16 protein-coding genes are annotated in these 16,795 nt (G+C 68.7%); 4 read left to right on the top strand and 12 right to left on the bottom strand.

Translation table 11 applies throughout. The features are described 5' to 3' along the window. Window positions 1–4 precede the first annotated feature (4 nt). Window positions 5–1,174 (bottom strand): ADP-forming succinate--CoA ligase subunit beta, encoded by a 1,170-nt coding sequence (gene sucC, locus CXY81_RS03740; RefSeq protein WP_104194029.1) that lies wholly within the window; start codon window positions 1,172–1,174, stop codon window positions 5–7. Between the two features lie 234 nt (window positions 1,175–1,408). Here sucC and CXY81_RS03735 point away from each other — a divergent pair, with 234 nt between their 5' ends. Both CXY81_RS03735 and CXY81_RS03730 read left to right on the top strand, forming a co-directional pair. Then, a complete protein-coding gene (locus CXY81_RS03735; protein ID WP_104171802.1) occupies window positions 1,409–2,119 on the top strand; it encodes a VIT family protein in 711 nt (236 codons plus the stop codon). 78 nt (window positions 2,120–2,197) lie between these two features. Beyond that, window positions 2,198–2,590 carry a DUF3054 domain-containing protein gene (locus tag CXY81_RS03730; RefSeq protein WP_104194016.1) on the top strand — a complete coding sequence of 131 codons (393 nt, stop codon included), beginning with the start codon at window positions 2,198–2,200 and terminating at the stop codon, window positions 2,588–2,590. A 317-nt stretch (window positions 2,591–2,907) separates the two neighbouring features. Here CXY81_RS03730 and CXY81_RS03725 read toward each other — a convergent pair whose 3' ends face one another. From CXY81_RS03725 to CXY81_RS03695, 7 genes are all read right to left on the bottom strand, one after another. Next, window positions 2,908–3,141 (bottom strand): hypothetical protein, encoded by a 234-nt coding sequence (locus tag CXY81_RS03725; protein WP_104194015.1) that lies wholly within the window; start codon window positions 3,139–3,141, stop codon window positions 2,908–2,910. 158 nt (window positions 3,142–3,299) lie between these two features. Continuing rightward, window positions 3,300–4,112 (bottom strand): FAD:protein FMN transferase, encoded by an 813-nt coding sequence (locus CXY81_RS03720; RefSeq protein WP_233193967.1) that lies wholly within the window; start codon window positions 4,110–4,112, stop codon window positions 3,300–3,302. Beyond that, window positions 4,096–4,605, bottom strand: coding sequence for an FMN-binding protein (locus tag CXY81_RS16590; protein ID WP_166786582.1), 510 nt, complete (start codon window positions 4,603–4,605; stop codon window positions 4,096–4,098). The genes CXY81_RS03720 and CXY81_RS16590 overlap by 17 nt, the downstream gene beginning before the upstream one ends. Then, on the bottom strand, window positions 4,602–6,017 hold the full coding sequence (locus tag CXY81_RS03710) for a ferric reductase-like transmembrane domain-containing protein (RefSeq protein ID WP_233193966.1): 1,416 nt from the start codon (window positions 6,015–6,017) through the stop codon (window positions 4,602–4,604). Before CXY81_RS03710 ends, CXY81_RS16590 begins: the two co-directional genes overlap by 4 nt. A 66-nt stretch (window positions 6,018–6,083) precedes the next feature. Then, the gene (locus CXY81_RS03705; RefSeq protein WP_233193965.1) at window positions 6,084–7,136 is read right to left on the bottom strand and encodes an FUSC family protein; all 1,053 of its coding nucleotides are present in this window, start codon (window positions 7,134–7,136) and stop codon (window positions 6,084–6,086) included. Window positions 7,137–7,197: 61 nt separating this feature from the next. After that, window positions 7,198–9,654 carry an ATP-dependent helicase gene (locus CXY81_RS03700; protein ID WP_104194013.1) on the bottom strand — a complete coding sequence of 819 codons (2,457 nt, stop codon included), beginning with the start codon at window positions 9,652–9,654 and terminating at the stop codon, window positions 7,198–7,200. A 59-nt stretch (window positions 9,655–9,713) separates the two neighbouring features. Further along, a complete protein-coding gene (locus tag CXY81_RS03695) occupies window positions 9,714–10,730 on the bottom strand; it encodes a glycerophosphodiester phosphodiesterase family protein (RefSeq protein WP_104171798.1) in 1,017 nt (338 codons plus the stop codon). 38 nt (window positions 10,731–10,768) lie between these two features. Here CXY81_RS03695 and CXY81_RS03690 point away from each other — a divergent pair, with 38 nt between their 5' ends. Both CXY81_RS03690 and CXY81_RS03685 read left to right on the top strand, forming a co-directional pair. Next, window positions 10,769–11,305: a hypothetical protein gene (locus CXY81_RS03690; RefSeq protein WP_104194012.1), complete on the top strand. Its 537-nt coding sequence runs from the start codon at window positions 10,769–10,771 to the stop codon at window positions 11,303–11,305. 77 nt (window positions 11,306–11,382) lie between these two features. Further along, window positions 11,383–12,189 (top strand): Bax inhibitor-1/YccA family protein, encoded by an 807-nt coding sequence (locus tag CXY81_RS03685; protein ID WP_104194011.1) that lies wholly within the window; start codon window positions 11,383–11,385, stop codon window positions 12,187–12,189. A gap of 249 nt (window positions 12,190–12,438) precedes the next feature. Here the strand turns inward: CXY81_RS03685 and guaA are convergent, their stop codons facing one another. The 4 genes from guaA to CXY81_RS03665 are packed head-to-tail and all read right to left on the bottom strand — an operon-like array spanning window position 12,439 to window position 16,792. Then, the gene (gene guaA / locus CXY81_RS03680; protein ID WP_233193964.1) at window positions 12,439–14,031 is read right to left on the bottom strand and encodes a glutamine-hydrolyzing GMP synthase; all 1,593 of its coding nucleotides are present in this window, start codon (window positions 14,029–14,031) and stop codon (window positions 12,439–12,441) included. Then, the gene (locus CXY81_RS03675) at window positions 14,028–14,492 is read right to left on the bottom strand and encodes a DUF3817 domain-containing protein (protein WP_104194010.1); all 465 of its coding nucleotides are present in this window, start codon (window positions 14,490–14,492) and stop codon (window positions 14,028–14,030) included. Before CXY81_RS03675 ends, guaA begins: the two co-directional genes overlap by 4 nt. Before the next feature lie 9 nt (window positions 14,493–14,501). After that, window positions 14,502–15,287, bottom strand: a complete 786-nt coding sequence (locus CXY81_RS03670) for an SURF1 family protein (protein ID WP_104194009.1) — start codon at window positions 15,285–15,287, stop codon at window positions 14,502–14,504. Next, window positions 15,284–16,792, bottom strand: a complete 1,509-nt coding sequence (locus tag CXY81_RS03665) for a cation:proton antiporter (RefSeq protein WP_104194008.1) — start codon at window positions 16,790–16,792, stop codon at window positions 15,284–15,286. Before CXY81_RS03665 ends, CXY81_RS03670 begins: the two co-directional genes overlap by 4 nt. Between the last annotated feature and the right edge of the window lie 3 nt (window positions 16,793–16,795).

Here is a 16,795-nt window from a genome sequence, read left to right as displayed (position 1 = left end):
TCCCTTACTTCGCGGCGTGGGCGAGTTCGGCGGCCTTGGCGGCGCCCTCGTCCATGGTGGCGGCCAGTGTGACGAGCGGGTGGTTGGCCTCGGTGAGGATGCGACGGCCTTCCTCGACGTTGTTGCCGTCGAGGCGCACAACGAGCGGCTTGTTGGCGGCGCTGCCCAGTTCGGCGAGCGCGCCCACGATGCCCTTGGCCACAGCGTCACAGGCGGTGATGCCGCCGAAGACGTTGACGAACACGGCCTTGACCTGCGGGTCACCGAGGATGACGTCGAGGCCGGCGGCCATGACCTCGGCGGATGCTCCGCCCCCGATATCGAGGAAGTTGGCAGGCTTGACGCCGCCGTGGTTTTCGCCGGCGTAGGCGACGACGTCCAGGGTGCTCATCACGAGTCCGGCGCCGTTGCCGATGATGCCCACTTCGCCGTCGAGCTTGACGTAGTTGAGGTCGTTCTCCTTGGCCTTCGCCTCGAGCGGGTCGGCAGCGGCCGCGTCCTCGAGGAGGGCGTGCCTCGGGTGGCGGAAGCCGGCGTTTTCGTCGATCGTGACCTTGCCGTCGAGGGCGATGACGTCGCCCTCTTCGGTCAGCACGAGCGGGTTGACCTCGACCAGGGTCGCGTCTTCACCCGTGAATACGTTGTAGAGCTGCACGAAGACGGGTGCGACCTTGTCGACGAGGTCGGCTGGGAACTTCGCGTCGACCGCGATCTGACGGGCCGTGTCCAGGTCGATCCCGGCAATCGGGTCGATGGCCGTGTAGGCGAGCGCTTCGGGCTTCTCGACAGCGAGAACCTCGATCTCCACGCCACCCTCGTAGCTCGCGAGCGAGAGGTAGGAGCGGTTGGTGCGGTCCAGCAGCACGGAGAAGTAGAACTCCTGCGCAATGCGGGCTCCGCCGGCCACCATGACCCGGTTGACGGTGTGGCCCTTGATGTCGAGTCCGAGGATGGCGCGCCCGGCGGCTTCAGCGTCGTCGGGGGTCTTCGCCACCTTCACGCCGCCGGCTTTGCCGCGGCCGCCGACCTTGACCTGGGCCTTGACGACAACGACGCCGCCCAACTTCGCGGCCGCGGCACGCACCTCCTCCGGAGTGTCCGCGATGATGCCCGGCAGAACCGGGACTCCATACTGTTCAAACAGGTCTCGTGCCTGATATTCGTAAAGATCCACGCTGCTCTTCCAATCCGCGTCGTAGCGTTCCTGCAAGGTCTTGAGGGGCAAGGGCACGGATGCCCGCGCCGCAGATAGCTCGACATCAAGACATACGTACCATTTGAAACTCTATCGGTCCCCGCCGACATCGCGAACACGCCGTGCGCCGCACGTCGGTCGCCGTGAAGTTGCCGCCGTGAGGCAAGCCAGTCCTTGCTGGCGCGGCACGCATCCGCCTGCTTGGATTCAGTCATGACTGAACCCGAACACGGCGTCGATCCCCACTCCGCCGACCATGCCTCGCGCCTGAACTGGCTGCGGGCCGGCGTGCTCGGAGCCAACGACGGCATCGTGTCGGTTGCGGCCCTGGTGGTCGGCGTCGCGGCGGCGACCACGGATGCCTCGGCGATCCTGATCGCGGGCGTCGCCGCCCTGCTCGCCGGCGCGATCTCGATGGCCCTGGGCGAGTACGTCTCGGTGAGCAGCCAGCGCGACACCGAGCGCGCCCTGATCGCCAAGGAGACCTGGGAACTCGAGAACATGCCCGAGCAGGAGCTCGCCGAACTGGCCGACCTTTACCAGGCAAAGGGGCTCACCCCCCGGACGTCGAAGCAGGTGGCCCTCGAGCTGACCGCGCACGACGCCCTCGCCGCGCACCTCGAGGTGGAACTCCACATCGGCGCCGACGAGCTGTCGAACCCGTGGCACGCCGCCTACGCCTCCGCCATCGCGTTTACGGTCGGCGCGAGCCTGCCGCTGCTGGCGGTGCTGCTGCCGCCGCCGGAGTGGCGCCTGCCGGCCACCTTCCTCGCCGTCGCGATCGCCCTGGTCATCACCGGCTGGCTGAGCTCCTACCTCGGCGGCAGTCCGAAAGCCCGCGCGATCTCCCGGGTGCTCGTCGGCGGCCTGCTCGCGCTCGGAGTCACCTGGGCGATCGGCTCCCTGCTCGGCACCGCGGTCTGATCGGCACCGCGGCCGGATCGGCACCGCGACCGGATCGGCACCGCGGTCTGACCCTCCGGGCCCCCGTAGGCTGGAAGCATGGCAATCCAGCAGAGCAGTCGGTCCAGTCTCCTCCTCGCGGCGGGACTCGACGCCGCCCTGGTGCTGGTCTTCGTGCTGATCGGCCGGGCCAGCCACCAAGAGGATATTCTCGGCACCCTGATCACCGGGCTGCCCTTCCTTGGCGGTCTCCTCGTGGGCTGGCTCATCATGCGCGCCTGGCGCAGCCCGCAAAAGATCGTCTGGACAGGCACCGGAATCTGGCTCTTCGCCGTCGGCGTCGGGATGCTGCTGCGCACCGTGAGCGGGCAGGGAACGGAATTCAGCTTCGTCGTCGTGGCGACCGTCGTGCTCGGGGTGTTCCTGCTCGGCTGGCGCGGGCTCGCGGTGCTCCTCCGCCACCGGCAGGCTCGCACCCGCGCCGTCGCGTAGCCGCTCCGACGCACGTACGCTCGCCGAACGGTGAGCAGAGCTCCTCTCCCCACGGGCCACAGGGTTGAGGAGCCGAATTCACGGCTCGGCGAGTCTCTCGAGTACGCGGCGCTTCAGCGACTCCGGACTGAACGAATTCGACGGAGATTTTGGCCGAAACGGCCCTGATTACCCTCGAAAAGCCGTTTTTCAGGAGAATCTCCGTCGAATTGGTTCGCCGCGAGCACGGCGCTCCTCTGGGGGTGAACGGCGTCCGCGCGGTGCGGTCGGCTCTGATCTTCCGAGAGCGACAGAACTAATCGGTTTGACGAGGCCGGCTACTCCCGGGGTCCGGGCTCGCCGGGCTCCTCGGTTTCCCGGTCGTCGTCCTCGTCGTCAAGCTCAACCGGGCGCTGGTCGGCGTCGATCTTCCACACCGCATCTCCGTCCTCGGCGAGCGGCACATCCTTGTCGAGGGTCAGTTCGATGTCATCGATCTCGCGGTCTTCGTCGAGTCCGTCGCTCGTCGCATCCGCTCGCCGCGGCCAGAGTCTCTCCGGGTCGCTCGCCATGATGACACCTCCAGCTTGATGGGAGCCGCCCCGTTTGGGCATCCCCGCGGCGGCAACGCTACGCTCCCGAGCCGCAAGCGACAAGGAAGGGCATCCAGGCAGGGCGACAGGCCCCGCGCCCGCGAGCCCGGTCAGGCCGACGCTGCCCGCGAGCCCGGTCAGGCCGACGCTGCCCGCAGGCCCGACGCTGCCCGCAGGCCCGGCGTGGCCAGCAGCGAACCGTCGCGCAGCACCGCCAGCACATCGATCGGGAATGCCTCCGCGCTGCGGTCCAGTGCCGCCTGCCCGCCGGCGACGATGGCCGTGGCCAGCACATCCGCGGTCACGATGTCCCGGGCGAAGACGGTGACCTGGCGGTAGGGCGACACCCCGCCGTCGACGGTGGTCCAGATGTGGTCGCCGCGCTCCGCGCTGCCCGAGGTGGCCACGGCCCGCACCGGCAGGGTCAGCGGCACCGTGGCGAGCAGGGTTCCTCGATCCAGAGGGTCGACGATCCCGGCCGACCAGCCGAGGCCGGACGCCCGGTCACCGCCGACGAGGATGTCCCCGCCTGCGTTGAGCGACCAGTCCCGGGCTCCGAGCCGGTTCAGCAGGTCCCCGGCCTCCGCAATCGCGAGGCTCTTGACGATACCGGACAGGTCGATGGCGCCGTCGGCGCGGTGCGGGGTGAAGTGTCCGTCGGTGCGGCCCCGCCACGCCAGGGCGAGCGCGTAGCAGTCGCGGAGTTCGGGCCCGGCCTGGGTGAGCCGCAGCTCGCCGCGGTTGACGCGGCTGAGCTCCGACCCCTCCCGGTGCAGGCTGAAGCGTTCGTTCCAGCCTCGGAACACCTCCACGACCGCGGTCCGGGCAGCAGCCAGGCGGGCGTCGTCGTGCGGGGCGGCGCCGTCACCGAGACGGATGCTGATGACGGTCCCCATGCTCAGGGCCGTGATCGCCGTGTGACCGGCCACCGCGCTAGAACTGCGCGGCATCGAGGGCTGCCTGGAGCGAACGGAGGTACCCCTGGGACGTGTACGTCGCGCCGCTGACGTTCGCCACGTTGGCGGACTGCGCGGCGAGCACCTCGTCCCGCAGGATCGGGGCCGCCCGGTTGCTGATCTGGACCGACTTCCGGTCGTCATTGGTCAGCTGCAGCGGGGTGACCATGGTGATCGTGCCGTTGTCGATGGTCACCGACACCTGCATCGGGCCGAACCGGGTCTGCACGGCTGAGCCCTCGAACGTGCCGGTGACGCCGGTGGGCGCGAGCGCCTCGTCGACAGGTGTCGACGCGTCGATCGTGGTCGTCGCACCGCCCGTGCCATCGCCCGTCGCACCGCCCGTCGTTTCGTTGGACGTCGGCGTCGTCAGGGTCGTCGTCAGCGTGGCCTGCAGGGATTGCACGGCGGGGGCTCCGACGAGCCAACCCACCGACAGAACGGAAACGGAAGCCAGGGCGGCCGCAGCCGCTGCTCGAATTCTCACCAGTCAAACCTTTCGAAATGAATCTGTCGCGGGGGAAGGCCGGCCGAGCGGGCATCCCGCACGACCTCGTCGGTCCACCGCCGTGGACCACAGACATACACGTCCGCGTCACGCAGCCGCGGCACCAGGGTCAGCAGGTTCACCGGGCCCGCCACCGCGTCGGCGGGCAGCCAACTGGCCACACCCGGCGGCCTCTTCCCCACGATGACGCGGAACTCCGCACCCCGCGCCCGGCACAGCTCGGCGAGTTCGTCGGCCAGGTAGCTGTCTGCGAGCGTGTGGGAGCGCAGGATGACCGTGGCCTGCCCGGGCAGGAAGCTCGCCGTCTCCAGCAGGGAGCGGATCGGGGCGACGCCGATACCGGCGGCCACGAGCACGATCCGCGGTGACGTCCTGGCCCGGTCGGTGAACAGTCCGTATGGGCCCTCGACGCTCACCCGGGTGCCCCGGCGCAGGCCGCCGAGCGCGGCAGAGGCGTCGCCAAGGGAGCGCACCGTGATGCGCAGGGAGTTGCCGGTGGGCGCGGCCGAGAGGGAGAACGGATGCGCCTGCCACCAGAGCCCGGGAGTCCAGAACCGCCAGATGAAGAACTGCCCGGCGTCGGCCTGAAGCCGGGCCAGGCGGTGGCCGGACACACGGATCGAGACGACGCCGTCGGCGACCCGGTCGACGCCCTCCACCCGCAGCCGGGCCCGCAGCGAGCGGACGAACGGCAGGATGACCCGGAAGACGAGGATCGAGCCGGCCACCCCCACGTACAGGACCAGCCAGTAAAACCACTGCGGCGAGCCTGCGACCAGAAGGGCCCCGACGGTGAGCTGGTGCGGCAGCGACGCCAGCACGGCCACGTAGGAGAGCAGGTGCACGATGTGCCACACCTCGTACGGCAGGCGGTGCCGAACGATCACGATCGAGCTGACGACCACCAGCACCAGGAGTCCGAGGCCGATGACGGCCAGCAGCATGTCCGGCAGCACGGTCAGCATGCGCCAGACCTCGGCGACGACGCTGATCTCGCCGGCCAGCGCGTAGCCCACGATCAGGAGCCCGGCGTGCGCGAGGATCAGGGAGAGCGCCGGCTTGCCGAGCGACTGGTGCAGGGCCATGGCGCTGTCGTGGCCGAAGGCCCGGTCGATGGCGGGCAACCGTGCGGCCAGCAGCATCATGATCAGGAGCAGATCTGTGCCGACCAGTCCGGCCAGCACGCCGAGGGAGGTGAGCACGTCTGCGGGGGTGGCGAAGCGGGCAGCGCCGCCATCGGCCAGGAACAGGGCGATGACGAGGGCGACGGAGACGGTACAGAGAACCTGCAGGGTGTCAGCCAGCCGCATCCGTTGCCGGTATTCGGGGCGCACGCGCGGCGCGGGAGCAGTGAGCCGCCGCGGCGGGGTGGTGCGGGTGTCGATGCTCATGCGAAGAGCCTCGCGAGCGTACCAATCGACGGGCTATCGAAAAGCTGGGAGCAACCTGTGCAGTTCCTAAGCGTTCAGGGGTGGACGCTGTCCACCGAGCCGACGCGAACGCTGCCGGGCGAGGCCCCGCACCGCGAGCACGATCAGCACCGCGACCACGCCGCCGAGCGCGGTTTCCACCACCCGGTCGACCAGCAGCGTCGGCACGGCGACCGGGTCGGCCAGGTGAGCCACGGTCAGCGCCAATGGCGTGACGAACAGCAGGGCGGCGCCGTAGTGCCTGCCGATCAGGATTTCCGCGCCGAACTGGCCGATCGCGATCACCGCGATCAGCACCCAGACGGATGGCCCGAGCAGCAGCACAATGGCGGTCACCGCCACTCCGAGCGCGGTACCGATGATGCGGTGCACCGCCCGGGAGATGGAGTGCGCGGCACGGGGCGGCGGGAGCACGGCGACCACGCTCACCACTGCCCAGTAGGGGTGCCCGATGCCCACGAAGAGGGCGAGCCCGCCGGCCAGCAGCACGCCGACCTGGTGCTGCAGGATGGTGAGCCACACCTGGACGTCGCGGAACGCGGCCGGTCGCAGCAGCGGCGTGCGCGGCAGCTCCTTGAACAGGTCGCCGAAGCGGTCGCCGACCAGGCGCCGAAACGCCCAGCCGGACATGGTGAGCAGCCAAGCCAGCGCGGCGCTCGCCACTGCCACCAGCAGGCGCGGCAGCATCTCGTCGACCGGCGCGGGCACCTGCGCACAGACCAGGTAGGCGAAGACGAAGAAGATCGGCGTGCCGGGGAACAAGCCATACGTCGATGCCAGCAGGATCCCCGCCGTGATCACGAGCAGAAGCCCGAGCACCAGGGCCGGCAGGGTCGCCTCGGCCACGCTCATCACAAGCCCGGCGGCGACGCTGACCAGCATGAAGGCCGCGGCGACGCTGACCGTGCGCGCGCGAATCCGGTACGGCTCGCTCCGGCCGTAGAGCGACGTCATCGCCCCGAACGACGCGTAGGCGGCCCAGTCGATCCGGCCCAGCAGAACGAGCACGACGAGTGGCACGACCACGGCGATGCTGGCCCGGGACGCCACCTCGAGGTCGAGGGCGCGCACCGATTTCACGCGTTCGAGCAGGGTTTCCGGTCTGCCCGGTTCCGGCGCGCCGGGGCCCGCGGCTCCGCCACTAGAGCTTCTCGATCGGCGCGATCTTGATCAGAAGCTTCTTTGCGCCCACCGTGTCGAACTGGACGTGCGCGATGCGCTTGGTGCCGTCACCGGTGACCTGGTTGACGCGGCCGTCGCCGAAATCGACGTGACGGATGCGGTCGCCCTGCATCAGGGTGAGGTCACCGTTGTCGCGCACCTGGCTCGGCACCCGGCTGGCCCATTCGGTCTTCTTCTTCGGCGCGGGCGGCAGCGCCTGCGGGTCACCGCGCCCCGCGAACCCGCCGCCGAAGCCGTCGCGTCTCGCGTTCAGCGCCCGGGGCTGGGTGCCGCCGCGGGAGTTCGCCATGCCCGGGGACTGCTTCCAGTCGATCAGGTCGACGGGGATCTCCTGCAGGTAGCGGCTGGGCATGGCCACGTTGATGTCGCCGAACTGGGCCCGGGTCATCGCCAGGGAGAGGTAGAGCCTCTGGCGGGCGCGGGTGATGCCCACGTAGAACAGGCGCCGCTCCTCGGCGGGCCCGCCGGGCTCGTTGGCCGACATCTGGTGCGGCAGCAGGCCCTCCTCCACGCCGGTCAGGAACACGGCCTCGTATTCGAGTCCCTTCGCCGTGTGCAGGGTCATCAGGGACACCGTTCCGGAGGCGTCGTCGAGGTCGTCGGCGGCGGCGACCAGGGACACCTGGGTGAGGAAGTCGACCAGCCCCGAGTCGGGGTTCTCCTTGTTGAAGTCCTTGGTCTGGGCGACGAGTTCCTCGATGTTCTCGGCGCGCGCCTCGTCTTGCGGGTCGCGGCTGCCTCGCAGCAGGCTGAGCAGTCCGCTGCCGTCGAGCAGGAAGGTGAGCAGCTCGGACACGTTCGCCGTGCCGGCCGGGTTCTCCGGGTCGAGCTTCAGCGCCGCCTCGTCGAGCAGGGTCGCCAGCTTCAGGATGGCCCCGGTCACCTTGGGGCCGAGGCCCAGCGACGCGGAGTCGCGCATCGCCTGCCGGAAGCTGATCTGGTTCGCCTCCGCGAAGCTCGCCAGCGCCGTCTCGGTGGCTGGGCCGATCCCGCGCTTGGGGGTGTTCAGGATGCGACGCAGCGCCAGTTCGTCGTTCGGGTTAGCGACGGCGATCAGGTACGCCAGCGCATCCTTGATCTCAGCCCGCTCGTAGAACTTGGTGCCGCCGACGACCCGGTAGGGCACCGCGGAGCGCACCAGGATTTCTTCAAGCGCACGGGTCTGCGCGTTGGTGCGGTAGAACACGGCCATGTCGCGGTAGGCCATGCCGGCTCGGTGCAGCACCTCGATCTCGTCGGAGACGAACTGGGCCTCGTCGTGGCCGGAATAGGCCGTGTAGCCCACGATCTTCTCGCCGTCGCCCCCCGCGCTCCACAGTTTCTTGTCTGTGCGGTCGAAGTTGTGGCCGATCACCGCGTTGGCGGCCGAGAGGATGTTCTGGGTCGAGCGGTAGTTCTGCTCGAGCAGGATCACCCTGGTGCCCGGGAAGTCGCGCTCGAACTCGCTGATGTTGCGGGTGTCCGCGCCGCGGAAGGCGTAGATCGACTGGTCGGAGTCGCCGACCACGGTGAGCGAGGCTCCCGGGATGCCGCCGGAGGCGTCGCGCAGGTTGCGCACGTGCACACCGGTCGCCTCCATCTCCTCGGCCAGGTCGGGCTCGACGGGACGGGTCAGCTCGCGCACGAGCGAGTACTGCGCGTGGTTGGTGTCCTGGTATTCGTCGACCAGGATGTGGCGGAACCGGCGCCGATAGAGGGCCGCGACCTTCGGGAACGCGCGGAACAGGTAGACCGTCTCGCCGATCAGGTCGTCGAAGTCGAGGGCGTTGGCCGCGCGCAGCCGGTGGGTGTACTGCCGGAAGATCTCGACGAACATGACCTCCTGCGGGTCGCTCATGTTCGCGTTGCGGGCGTAGGAGTCGGCGTCCGCGAGCTCGTTCTTGAGCTTGGAGATCTTCGCTGACGCATTGCCGGGCGTGAAGCCGAGCGTGTCGGCGTCGAGGGCCTTGATGATGCGCTTGAGCGTGACCTTGGTGTCGGCCGAGTCGTAGATGCTGAACGTGGCGGAGAGGCCCGCGCTTTCCGCTTCGCGGCGCAGGATGCGCACGCAGGAGGAATGGAAGGTGCTGATCCACATGCCGTCGGCCCCCTGGCCGAGGATCGCCCGCACCCGCTCGCGCATCTCCGCCGCGGCCTTGTTGGTGAAGGTGATGGCGAGGATCTGGCTCGGCCAGGCCTCGCGGCTCTCCAGCAGGCTGGCGATGCGGCGGGTGAGCACGCTGGTCTTCCCGGAGCCGGCGCCCGCGATGATCAGCAGCGCCGGTCCGCGGTACAGCACGGCCTCGCGTTGCTGGGGGTTGAGCCCTTCGAGCAGTGGACTCTCCCGGTCGCGCGGAGCCGCTCCGTCCAGGATGATGGGCACCGCGGAGGGAACCTGGCGGGCGGGCGTGTGGTCCGGGTCGGAGAGGGTCGTCATATCTCTCCCAATTCTAGGTGTTGCGTCTGACACCGCCCCGGTGCGGCGCAGCGCCCCGGTCAGTCCTCCGCGGCCAGCTCGTCCCGCACGAGCACCGCCAGGTCGGGGTGGTCGGCGAAGACTCCGTCGATCCCGGTGCCGAGGATGGTGCGGAACTCGGCCTGCCAGTTTCCGAAGTCGGCCCGCAGCCGCCCACGGCGGAACGTCTTCGCAAGGTACCGGTTCTCCGGGCGCAGCGTCCAGCAGTAAATCTCCAGGTCCGCGGCGTGCGCGGCGTCGACCAGGTCGGAGGCGCCGGAGACGTGACCGTCGGCATCCGTGGCCAGGATGAGCGATTTGGGCACGCTGATCCCGTCGACCGTGCCGCTCAGCCCGTAAAGCCCGGTGTCGGAGAGGTAGTCGGCGTAGTGGGGCGCTTTCGGCCCGAGCAGCGCGACCTCGTCGACGGGTTTGCCGCGCGCCTCGAGCAGGAAGACACGCTTGCCGTAGATGCCGCGCGCGTAGACCTTGTCGAGGAGGCTGCGCTCGAAGCTCTCGATGGTGAGGCGGCCGTCGCCGGCGTTCCAACCGGCGTCGTTGACCTCGGCGGCGAACAGCTCGTCGAGCGGAAGCCCGATCGACTCGAAGTAGGTGGCGTGCTTGAGCTCGGCGACGACGCCGATGGGCCGGCGCACCCGTCCGGAGAGCCGGTCCATCAGCTTGAACACGTCCCGCAGGCGCAGCAGGGGGAACCGGTCGTCGAAGGTGGCGCTTGCCTTCCGCACCTCGGGCAGGCGCTCCCGGGCGCGCAGGGTTCGCAGCTCGGCCCAGGTGAAGTCCTCGGTGAACCAGCCGGTGAGCCGGATGCCGTCGATCACCTTGGTCGCCCGGCGGCCGGCGAACTCGGGGTGCGCTGCGACATTCGTCGTCGCCCCGATCTCGTTCTCGTGGCGCACCACCAGGACACCGTCGCGGGTGGCGACGATGTCAGGCTCGACCGCGTCCGCGCCGAGAGCGACGGCCAGTTCGTAGGCGGAACGGGTGTGCTCTGGCCGGTAACCGCTCGCCCCGCGGTGACCGATCACAATCGGCTGCATTTGCCAACCCTACGCGTGCACCTGCCAGAATCGAGGCGATGACACCCTGGACCGTTCCACCGACCCGCCTGCACCGGTGGGGCAGCTACCGCGCCCGCTACGTGACCGGACTGACGCTGGTCGTGCTCGGGGTGCTCGCCACGAACTTCACCAGTACCTACAGCCTGTTCTTCCTGGCCATCGGCCCGCCGCTCCACGTGCTGGGTTGGCTGATCCTGCCGGGGGCGCTGTGGCGGCGGCTGACGGTTCTGGTTCCGGCCCTGCTCTGCAGCATCCTGCTGCTGGGCGGAGCCGATTTCAACGGTGTCTTCGCCGTGCTGCTGGCCTGCTGGCTGCTCGTGCGGCACCGCCCGTGGTTGAGCTACCTGGCCCTGATCCCGTCGATCACGATGAGTTTCCTGCTCAAGGACGCGCTGAACAATTACGACCAGAACTGGGTCGGCTATCTGGTCGGTTTCATCACCACGGCGGCCGCCTCCTGGCTCGCCTGGTGGCTGGCCGGCTGGTCGGCGGGGCGCCGCCCCCGGTCACCGCGAGTCGCAAACCTGAATACGGCGGATCCCCAGCAGATCTGAATAGAATCTAGGAACTGTCCAGCACTTACCGGTGTTGGCTCCGCTCTCTACGCACTTGATTGTGAGCTACGGCAACCATGGCATCCTCCAACCCCGCATTCTCCCGAAACGCCGCGTTCGGCGCTCCTGGCGCCACTGCAGGTGGCAAGGTGCTCTCCGACAGCGACCTGCAGGGCATGTTCAACGCTCCCTCCGCCGGTTCACAGGACACCGACCGGATGAGCTACGACGACACCATCCGCAAGACGGTGCTCAGCTTCGCCTTGCTGCTGGTGACCGCAGCCATCGGCTGGCTCGTCACCCCGGTGACGATGCTGCCGCTCATCGTCGGTGCGATCGCGGGTCTGGTCCTCGGACTGGTCAACGCGTTCAAAAAGGAGCCGTCGCCGCCCCTGATCCTCGCGTACGCCGCGGCCCAGGGCCTCTTCGTCGGTGGCATCTCCGTCGTCTTCGAGCAGATCTACCCGGGTGTCGTCACCCAGGCCGTGCTCGCCACGCTCGTCGTCGTCGGCGTCACGCTGGCCCTCTTCGCCAGCGGCAAGATCCGCGCCTCCAAGAAGGCCACCAAGGTCTTCATGATCGCCATGATCGGCTACGGCGTGTTCTCGCTGATCAACTTCGGCATGATGGTCTTCGGCGCGACCGACGCTGCGTTCGGTCTCCGCAGCGCGACGTTCATGGGCATCCCACTCGGCCTCCTGATCGGCGTCCTCGCCGTGATCATGGCCGCGTACTCGCTGGTGCTCGACTTCGACTTCATCCAGCGCGGCGTCAACAACCGAATCCCCCGCAAGTACGGCTGGACCGGCGCCTTCGGCATCATGCTCACCGTCGTCTGGCTCTACGTCGAGATGCTCCGCATCTTCGCCATCGCCCGCGAGTAGCACCCACCCCGCCGCACGACCGCACGTAGGAAGGGCCGCCCCATCGGAGCGGCCCTTTCGTCGTCCTCACCCCCAAAGTTGCTTGTCCCTCAGCGATCGCGAGGCGGGGAGAGGGCGTGTCGCGGGGTGTCGAGTTATGGACGGCGGATGCCGGCCCCGGAGCGAAGCGGAGGGTACGGCATCCGCCGCCCATTGTTTGAGCTGAGGAGCGACACGCCCACTCCCCGCGTCACAACCGGGAGCATTCCCCTACTCCCATTCGATGGTCCCCGGCGGCTTGGACGTGACGTCGAGCACGACGCGGTTGACCCCGTCCACCTCGTTCGTGATCCGGTTCGAGATCCGCGCCAGCAGGTCGTACGGCAGGCGGGTCCAGTCGGCCGTCATGGCGTCTTCCGACGACACCGGGCGCAACACGATCGGGTGCCCGTAGGTGCGGCCGTCACCCTGCACGCCCACGGAGCGCACGTCGGCGAGCAGCACCACCGGGCACTGCCAGATCTCACGGTCGAGGCCCGCGGCGCTCAGCTCGGCGCGCACGATCGCATCCGCGTGGCGAAGCAGGTCGAGCCGGTCCTGGGTGATCGAGCCCACGATGCGGATGCCGAGGCCGGGTCCGGGGAACGGCTGGCGCTGCACGATCTCGGCCGGCAGTCCCAGCTCGGCGCCGATCGCGCGCACTTCGTCTTTGAACAGGGTGCGCAGCGGTTCGATCAATTCGAACTGCAGGTCTTCCGGCAGGCCCCCGACGTTGTGGTGGCTCTTGATGTTGGCGGTGCCGCTGCCGCCGCCGGACTCGACGACGTCCGGGTACAGGGTGCCCTGCACGAGGAAGCGGATCGGGTCTTCATTCGTTGCTGCCGCTTCCTTGATCAATTCGGCCTGAGCCTGCTCGAAGGTGCGGATGAACTCACGACCGATGATCTTGCGCTTGCTCTCCGGGTCGCTGACGCCCTCCAGCGCGGTCAGGAACCGCTCACGCACATCGACGGTGACCAGACGCACGCCGGTGGCCTTGACGAAGTCTTCCTCGACCTGACGGCGCTCGTCCTGGCGGAGCAGGCCGTGGTCGACGAACACGCAGACGAGCTGGTCACCGATGGCCTTGTGCACGAGGGCAGCGGCCACGGCGGAATCGACTCCGCCGGAGAGCCCGCAGATGACCTTGCCGGTGCCGACCTGGGCTTGGATGCGGGCCACCTGTTCGGCGATGACGTTGCCGCTGTTCCAGTCGGCGGGGATGCCGGCGGCGCGGTGCAGGAAGTTCTCGAGCACGTTCTGGCCGAATTCGGAGTGCTTGACCTCGGGGTGCCACTGCACGCCGTAGAGCCGGCGCGTATCGTTCGCGAAGGCGGCGACCGGGGTGGAGCTCGTGGACGCGAGCACCGAGAAGCCGGCGGGGGCTTTCGACACGGAGTCACCGTGGCTCATCCACGCCGTCTGCTCGGCCGGCTGCCCGGCCAGCAGCGCGTTGCCGCTGTCGGTGACTCTGACCGGGGTCGCACCGTACTCGCTCCGGCCAGTGCGGGCCACCTCGCCGCCAAGGGTCGTGGCCATCACCTGAAAGCCGTAGCAGATGCCCAGGATCGGGATGCCCAGGTCGAAGATGTCCGGGTCGAAGGTGGGGGCACCCTCGGAGTAGACGCTGGACGGCCCGCCGCTGAGCACGATGCCGAGCGGGTTCTTCTCCGCGACCTCGGCCGCGGTGATCGAGTGAGCCACGATCTCGGAGTAGACGGATGCCTCGCGCACCCGGCGCGCGATCAGCTGCGCGTACTGGGCACCGAAGTCGACCACCAAGACTGGGCGGGCGCCGGTCGAGGCGCTCACAGCGGCGCTCACGAGCGGGCCTCGGCCCCAGCGTCAGCGGCAGCGGCAGCGGCAGCGGCAGACGAGTCGGCGTGCGTCGCCAGGAAGGCGTTGACCTCGCGCGCGACTCGCACCTCGAGGAAGAAGGACAGGGTAGGAATGATGCCTCCGAGTGCGATCAGCAGAAACTTGGGGAATGACCAGCGCATCAGGCTCCAGAGCTGGAAGTCACTGAACAGGTAGAGCACGTACAGCCAGCCGTGCACGATCAGGATGCCGGTGCTCAGGTTGAATGCGGTCACCGAGTCCCGGGCGACGAGGGCGATGATCCCGTTCGGGCCGCCGACTTCGATTTCGAGCTGCAGCACGAACTTCAGGAAGACCTCGACGCAGAGCAGCAGCAGGAAGACACCGGTGATGACCGAGGAAACCTTGTAGAGCCGGAGCGCACCGGGGATTTTGGGGATGTCGGCAGGCTTGGGGTCAAGTGGCATGGGCCAATTCTAGACGGCCTCCGCCGCGTCGATGGCGGCCTGCTCCTGCTGACGCTCCCAGTCGTCCCGAACCAGGCGGTACCAGAGGAACACCGCGAACCCGGCGAAGACTGCCCACTCGAGGGCGTAGAAGATGTTCAGCCAGTTGACCGATGCGTCGTTGCCGGGCACGGGCGAGTCGATCACGGTGAGGTTCGCGGCAGCATCCGTGTCGACGATGTAGCCGGCGTAGACGGACTGGTCGGTGAAGTCCGCCCACCGGTTGATCAGCGCGGCGGTGGAGACCGTGGTCTGGGTGCGCGGGTCGCTGTCCTCGTCCGGCACGACGGGAGCCTCGGAGGGAACGAAGCGGCCGGTCACGGTCTGCTGCTGCGCGGCGGCCTGCGCCGAGAGCGCCTCGATCGCCGACCTGGCCTCCTCCTCGGTGGCGGCCCAGCCGCGAGCCACGGCGATGGTGGAGACGGGCACGGATGCCGTTTCCACCGTCGACAAGCGGCTCACCACCCAGAAACCGCTGTCGCCCCCATTGAGGCGTTCGCTGATCAGCACGTCGTCCCCCGGCACGAAGGAGCCGGCCACGGTGACCAGCTGGCCGGTCGCTGACTCGCGCGGCGGCCCGTCCGGCGACACCGCCTCGTGGAGCGGCTGCACGGTCTCGGTGCTGCGCTCCACGACTTCGCCGGACGCGATGGCGCGTTCGAGCTGCCACCGGCCGAGCAGGGCGAAGGCCGCGGCGATCGCGAGCGCCAGCAGCAGCGCGATCAGCCAGCGCGGCCGGAGCATGGTTGTGATCATGAGTAGTCCCCTGAAGCGGTGTCACGCGCCGGCTTGTCAACCGGGCCGGTTTCGGCCGGGCGCCGGCCGGAGATGAAGTCGAGCATGGAGTCCGGGGCCGCGGACGCCGGTCCGTCGGCCGCGGCGGCGTCTGCTTCCGAGTCGGCGGTCGCGTCGGCAGGCGCCATGGCCGCCACTGCGCCGGGTGCCGCGGCGGCCGGGCGCTGGCGGTGGTCGGCGAGGAGACGGTCGGCGGCGCGTTGGGCATCCGTGCCGGTGTCGGCGGCGGTGGCCGCCTCGACCAGGGCGATTTCCTCCGCCAGCATCACGTCGTGGGCGCGTTTCCGGGCCGGGACGGCGTTCCGGCGTCGCCGCAGGGCCGCGCCGATCTTCTCGGAGTTCGCCGCGAAGAGCGGCCCCAGGATCGCCATCGTGAGCACGTAGAGGCCGGCGAAGGGCTGCAGCCGCTGGTCGAGACCAGCGGTCACCGACAGGGTTGCCAGGATCAGCGTGAACTCGCCGCGGTTGACGAAGATGGCCGCGGTGTTGAGTCCCTCCCGCGGGCCCATGCCGTGCAGTTTCGCCATCAGCATTCCGGAGATCAGGCTGAGCACGAAGGTCATGCCGACGGCCGCAAACACGATGGTGATCACCGACCCGAATTCGGCCACGTTCAGCGCGAGGCCGAAGTTGAGGAAGAAGAAAGCCCCGAACACGTCGCGCAGGGGCACGGCGACGCGCTCGATCCGGCCGCGGTACGTGCTCGCGCCGAGCACCACCCCGATCAGGAAGGCCCCGATCGCATCCGTCACGCCGATGATCTCACCGATCCCGGCGAAGAGCACCGCGAGTCCGAAGAAGAGGATGGTGAACAGTTCGTCGTCCTTGGTGCGCATCAGCCGGGAGACGACTTTGGCGCCCCAGCGGGCCACCGAGAACATCACGACGAGAAAGAGGAAGGCGATGCTCAGTTGCAGCACGATCGGCCAGGCCTCGGTCTTGCCGCTGAGCACGACGGAGACGATCGCCAGGTAGACCGCGATGAAGATGTCGCCGACGACGGTCACGCCGAGGATCATCGGAGTTTCCTTGTTGGCAAGCCGGCGCAGTTCGATCAGGAGTTTGGTGATGATGGCGCTCGAGGAGGTGCCGGTCATTCCGGCGATCACGAGGGCCTCCCGGCTGCCCCAGCCGACCATCAGGCCGAACGCGAAGCCGACTCCCATGTTGATCAGAACGTAGGAGCCGCCGGAAATCAGAAGTTTTCCGGCGTCGCCGAAGAACGCCTCCTGGTCGAATTCGAGGCCGAGGCTGAACAGGAGCAGGATCAGCCCGAAAATGGCGATCAGTTCGATGTCCGCCGACTGGAAGTCCAGCGGGAACCAGCCGGTGTTCGGGCTGGCCAGGAGCCCGACAATCATGTAGATGGGGATGGACGGCAGCCCGATCAGCTTTCCGGCACGACCGAGGAGATAGGCAACGACGAGCAGGATGCCAAGAGTGATGAGGTCTTCGCCGAGTTGCATGAA

It is taken from the genome of Cryobacterium sp. M25, from assembly GCF_002929635.1.
Lineage (GTDB): Bacteria > Actinomycetota > Actinomycetes > Actinomycetales > Microbacteriaceae > Cryobacterium > Cryobacterium sandaracinum.
This window is presented reverse-complemented; position numbering and strand designations above follow the sequence as displayed.

Coding starts and splice junctions, on each gene's coding strand:
- CXY81_RS03685 (WP_104194011.1), top strand. CDS start 11,383: ATGGCATCCTCCAACCCCGCATTCTCCCGAAACGCCGCGTTCGGCGCT.
- CXY81_RS03665 (WP_104194008.1), bottom strand. CDS start 16,792: ATGCAACTCGGCGAAGACCTCATCACTCTTGGCATCCTGCTCGTCGTT.
- CXY81_RS03700 (WP_104194013.1), bottom strand. CDS start 9,654: ATGACGACCCTCTCCGACCCGGACCACACGCCCGCCCGCCAGGTTCCC.
- CXY81_RS03730 (WP_104194016.1), top strand. CDS start 2,198: ATGGCAATCCAGCAGAGCAGTCGGTCCAGTCTCCTCCTCGCGGCGGGA.
- CXY81_RS03720 (WP_233193967.1), bottom strand. CDS start 4,112: ATGCCGCGCAGTTCTAGCGCGGTGGCCGGTCACACGGCGATCACGGCC.
- CXY81_RS03675 (WP_104194010.1), bottom strand. CDS start 14,492: ATGCCACTTGACCCCAAGCCTGCCGACATCCCCAAAATCCCCGGTGCG.
- CXY81_RS03695 (WP_104171798.1), bottom strand. CDS start 10,730: ATGCAGCCGATTGTGATCGGTCACCGCGGGGCGAGCGGTTACCGGCCA.
- CXY81_RS03690 (WP_104194012.1), top strand. CDS start 10,769: ATGACACCCTGGACCGTTCCACCGACCCGCCTGCACCGGTGGGGCAGC.
- CXY81_RS03735 (WP_104171802.1), top strand. CDS start 1,409: ATGACTGAACCCGAACACGGCGTCGATCCCCACTCCGCCGACCATGCC.
- CXY81_RS03670 (WP_104194009.1), bottom strand. CDS start 15,287: ATGATCACAACCATGCTCCGGCCGCGCTGGCTGATCGCGCTGCTGCTG.
- CXY81_RS03710 (WP_233193966.1), bottom strand. CDS start 6,017: ATGAGCATCGACACCCGCACCACCCCGCCGCGGCGGCTCACTGCTCCC.
- CXY81_RS03725 (WP_104194015.1), bottom strand. CDS start 3,141: ATGGCGAGCGACCCGGAGAGACTCTGGCCGCGGCGAGCGGATGCGACG.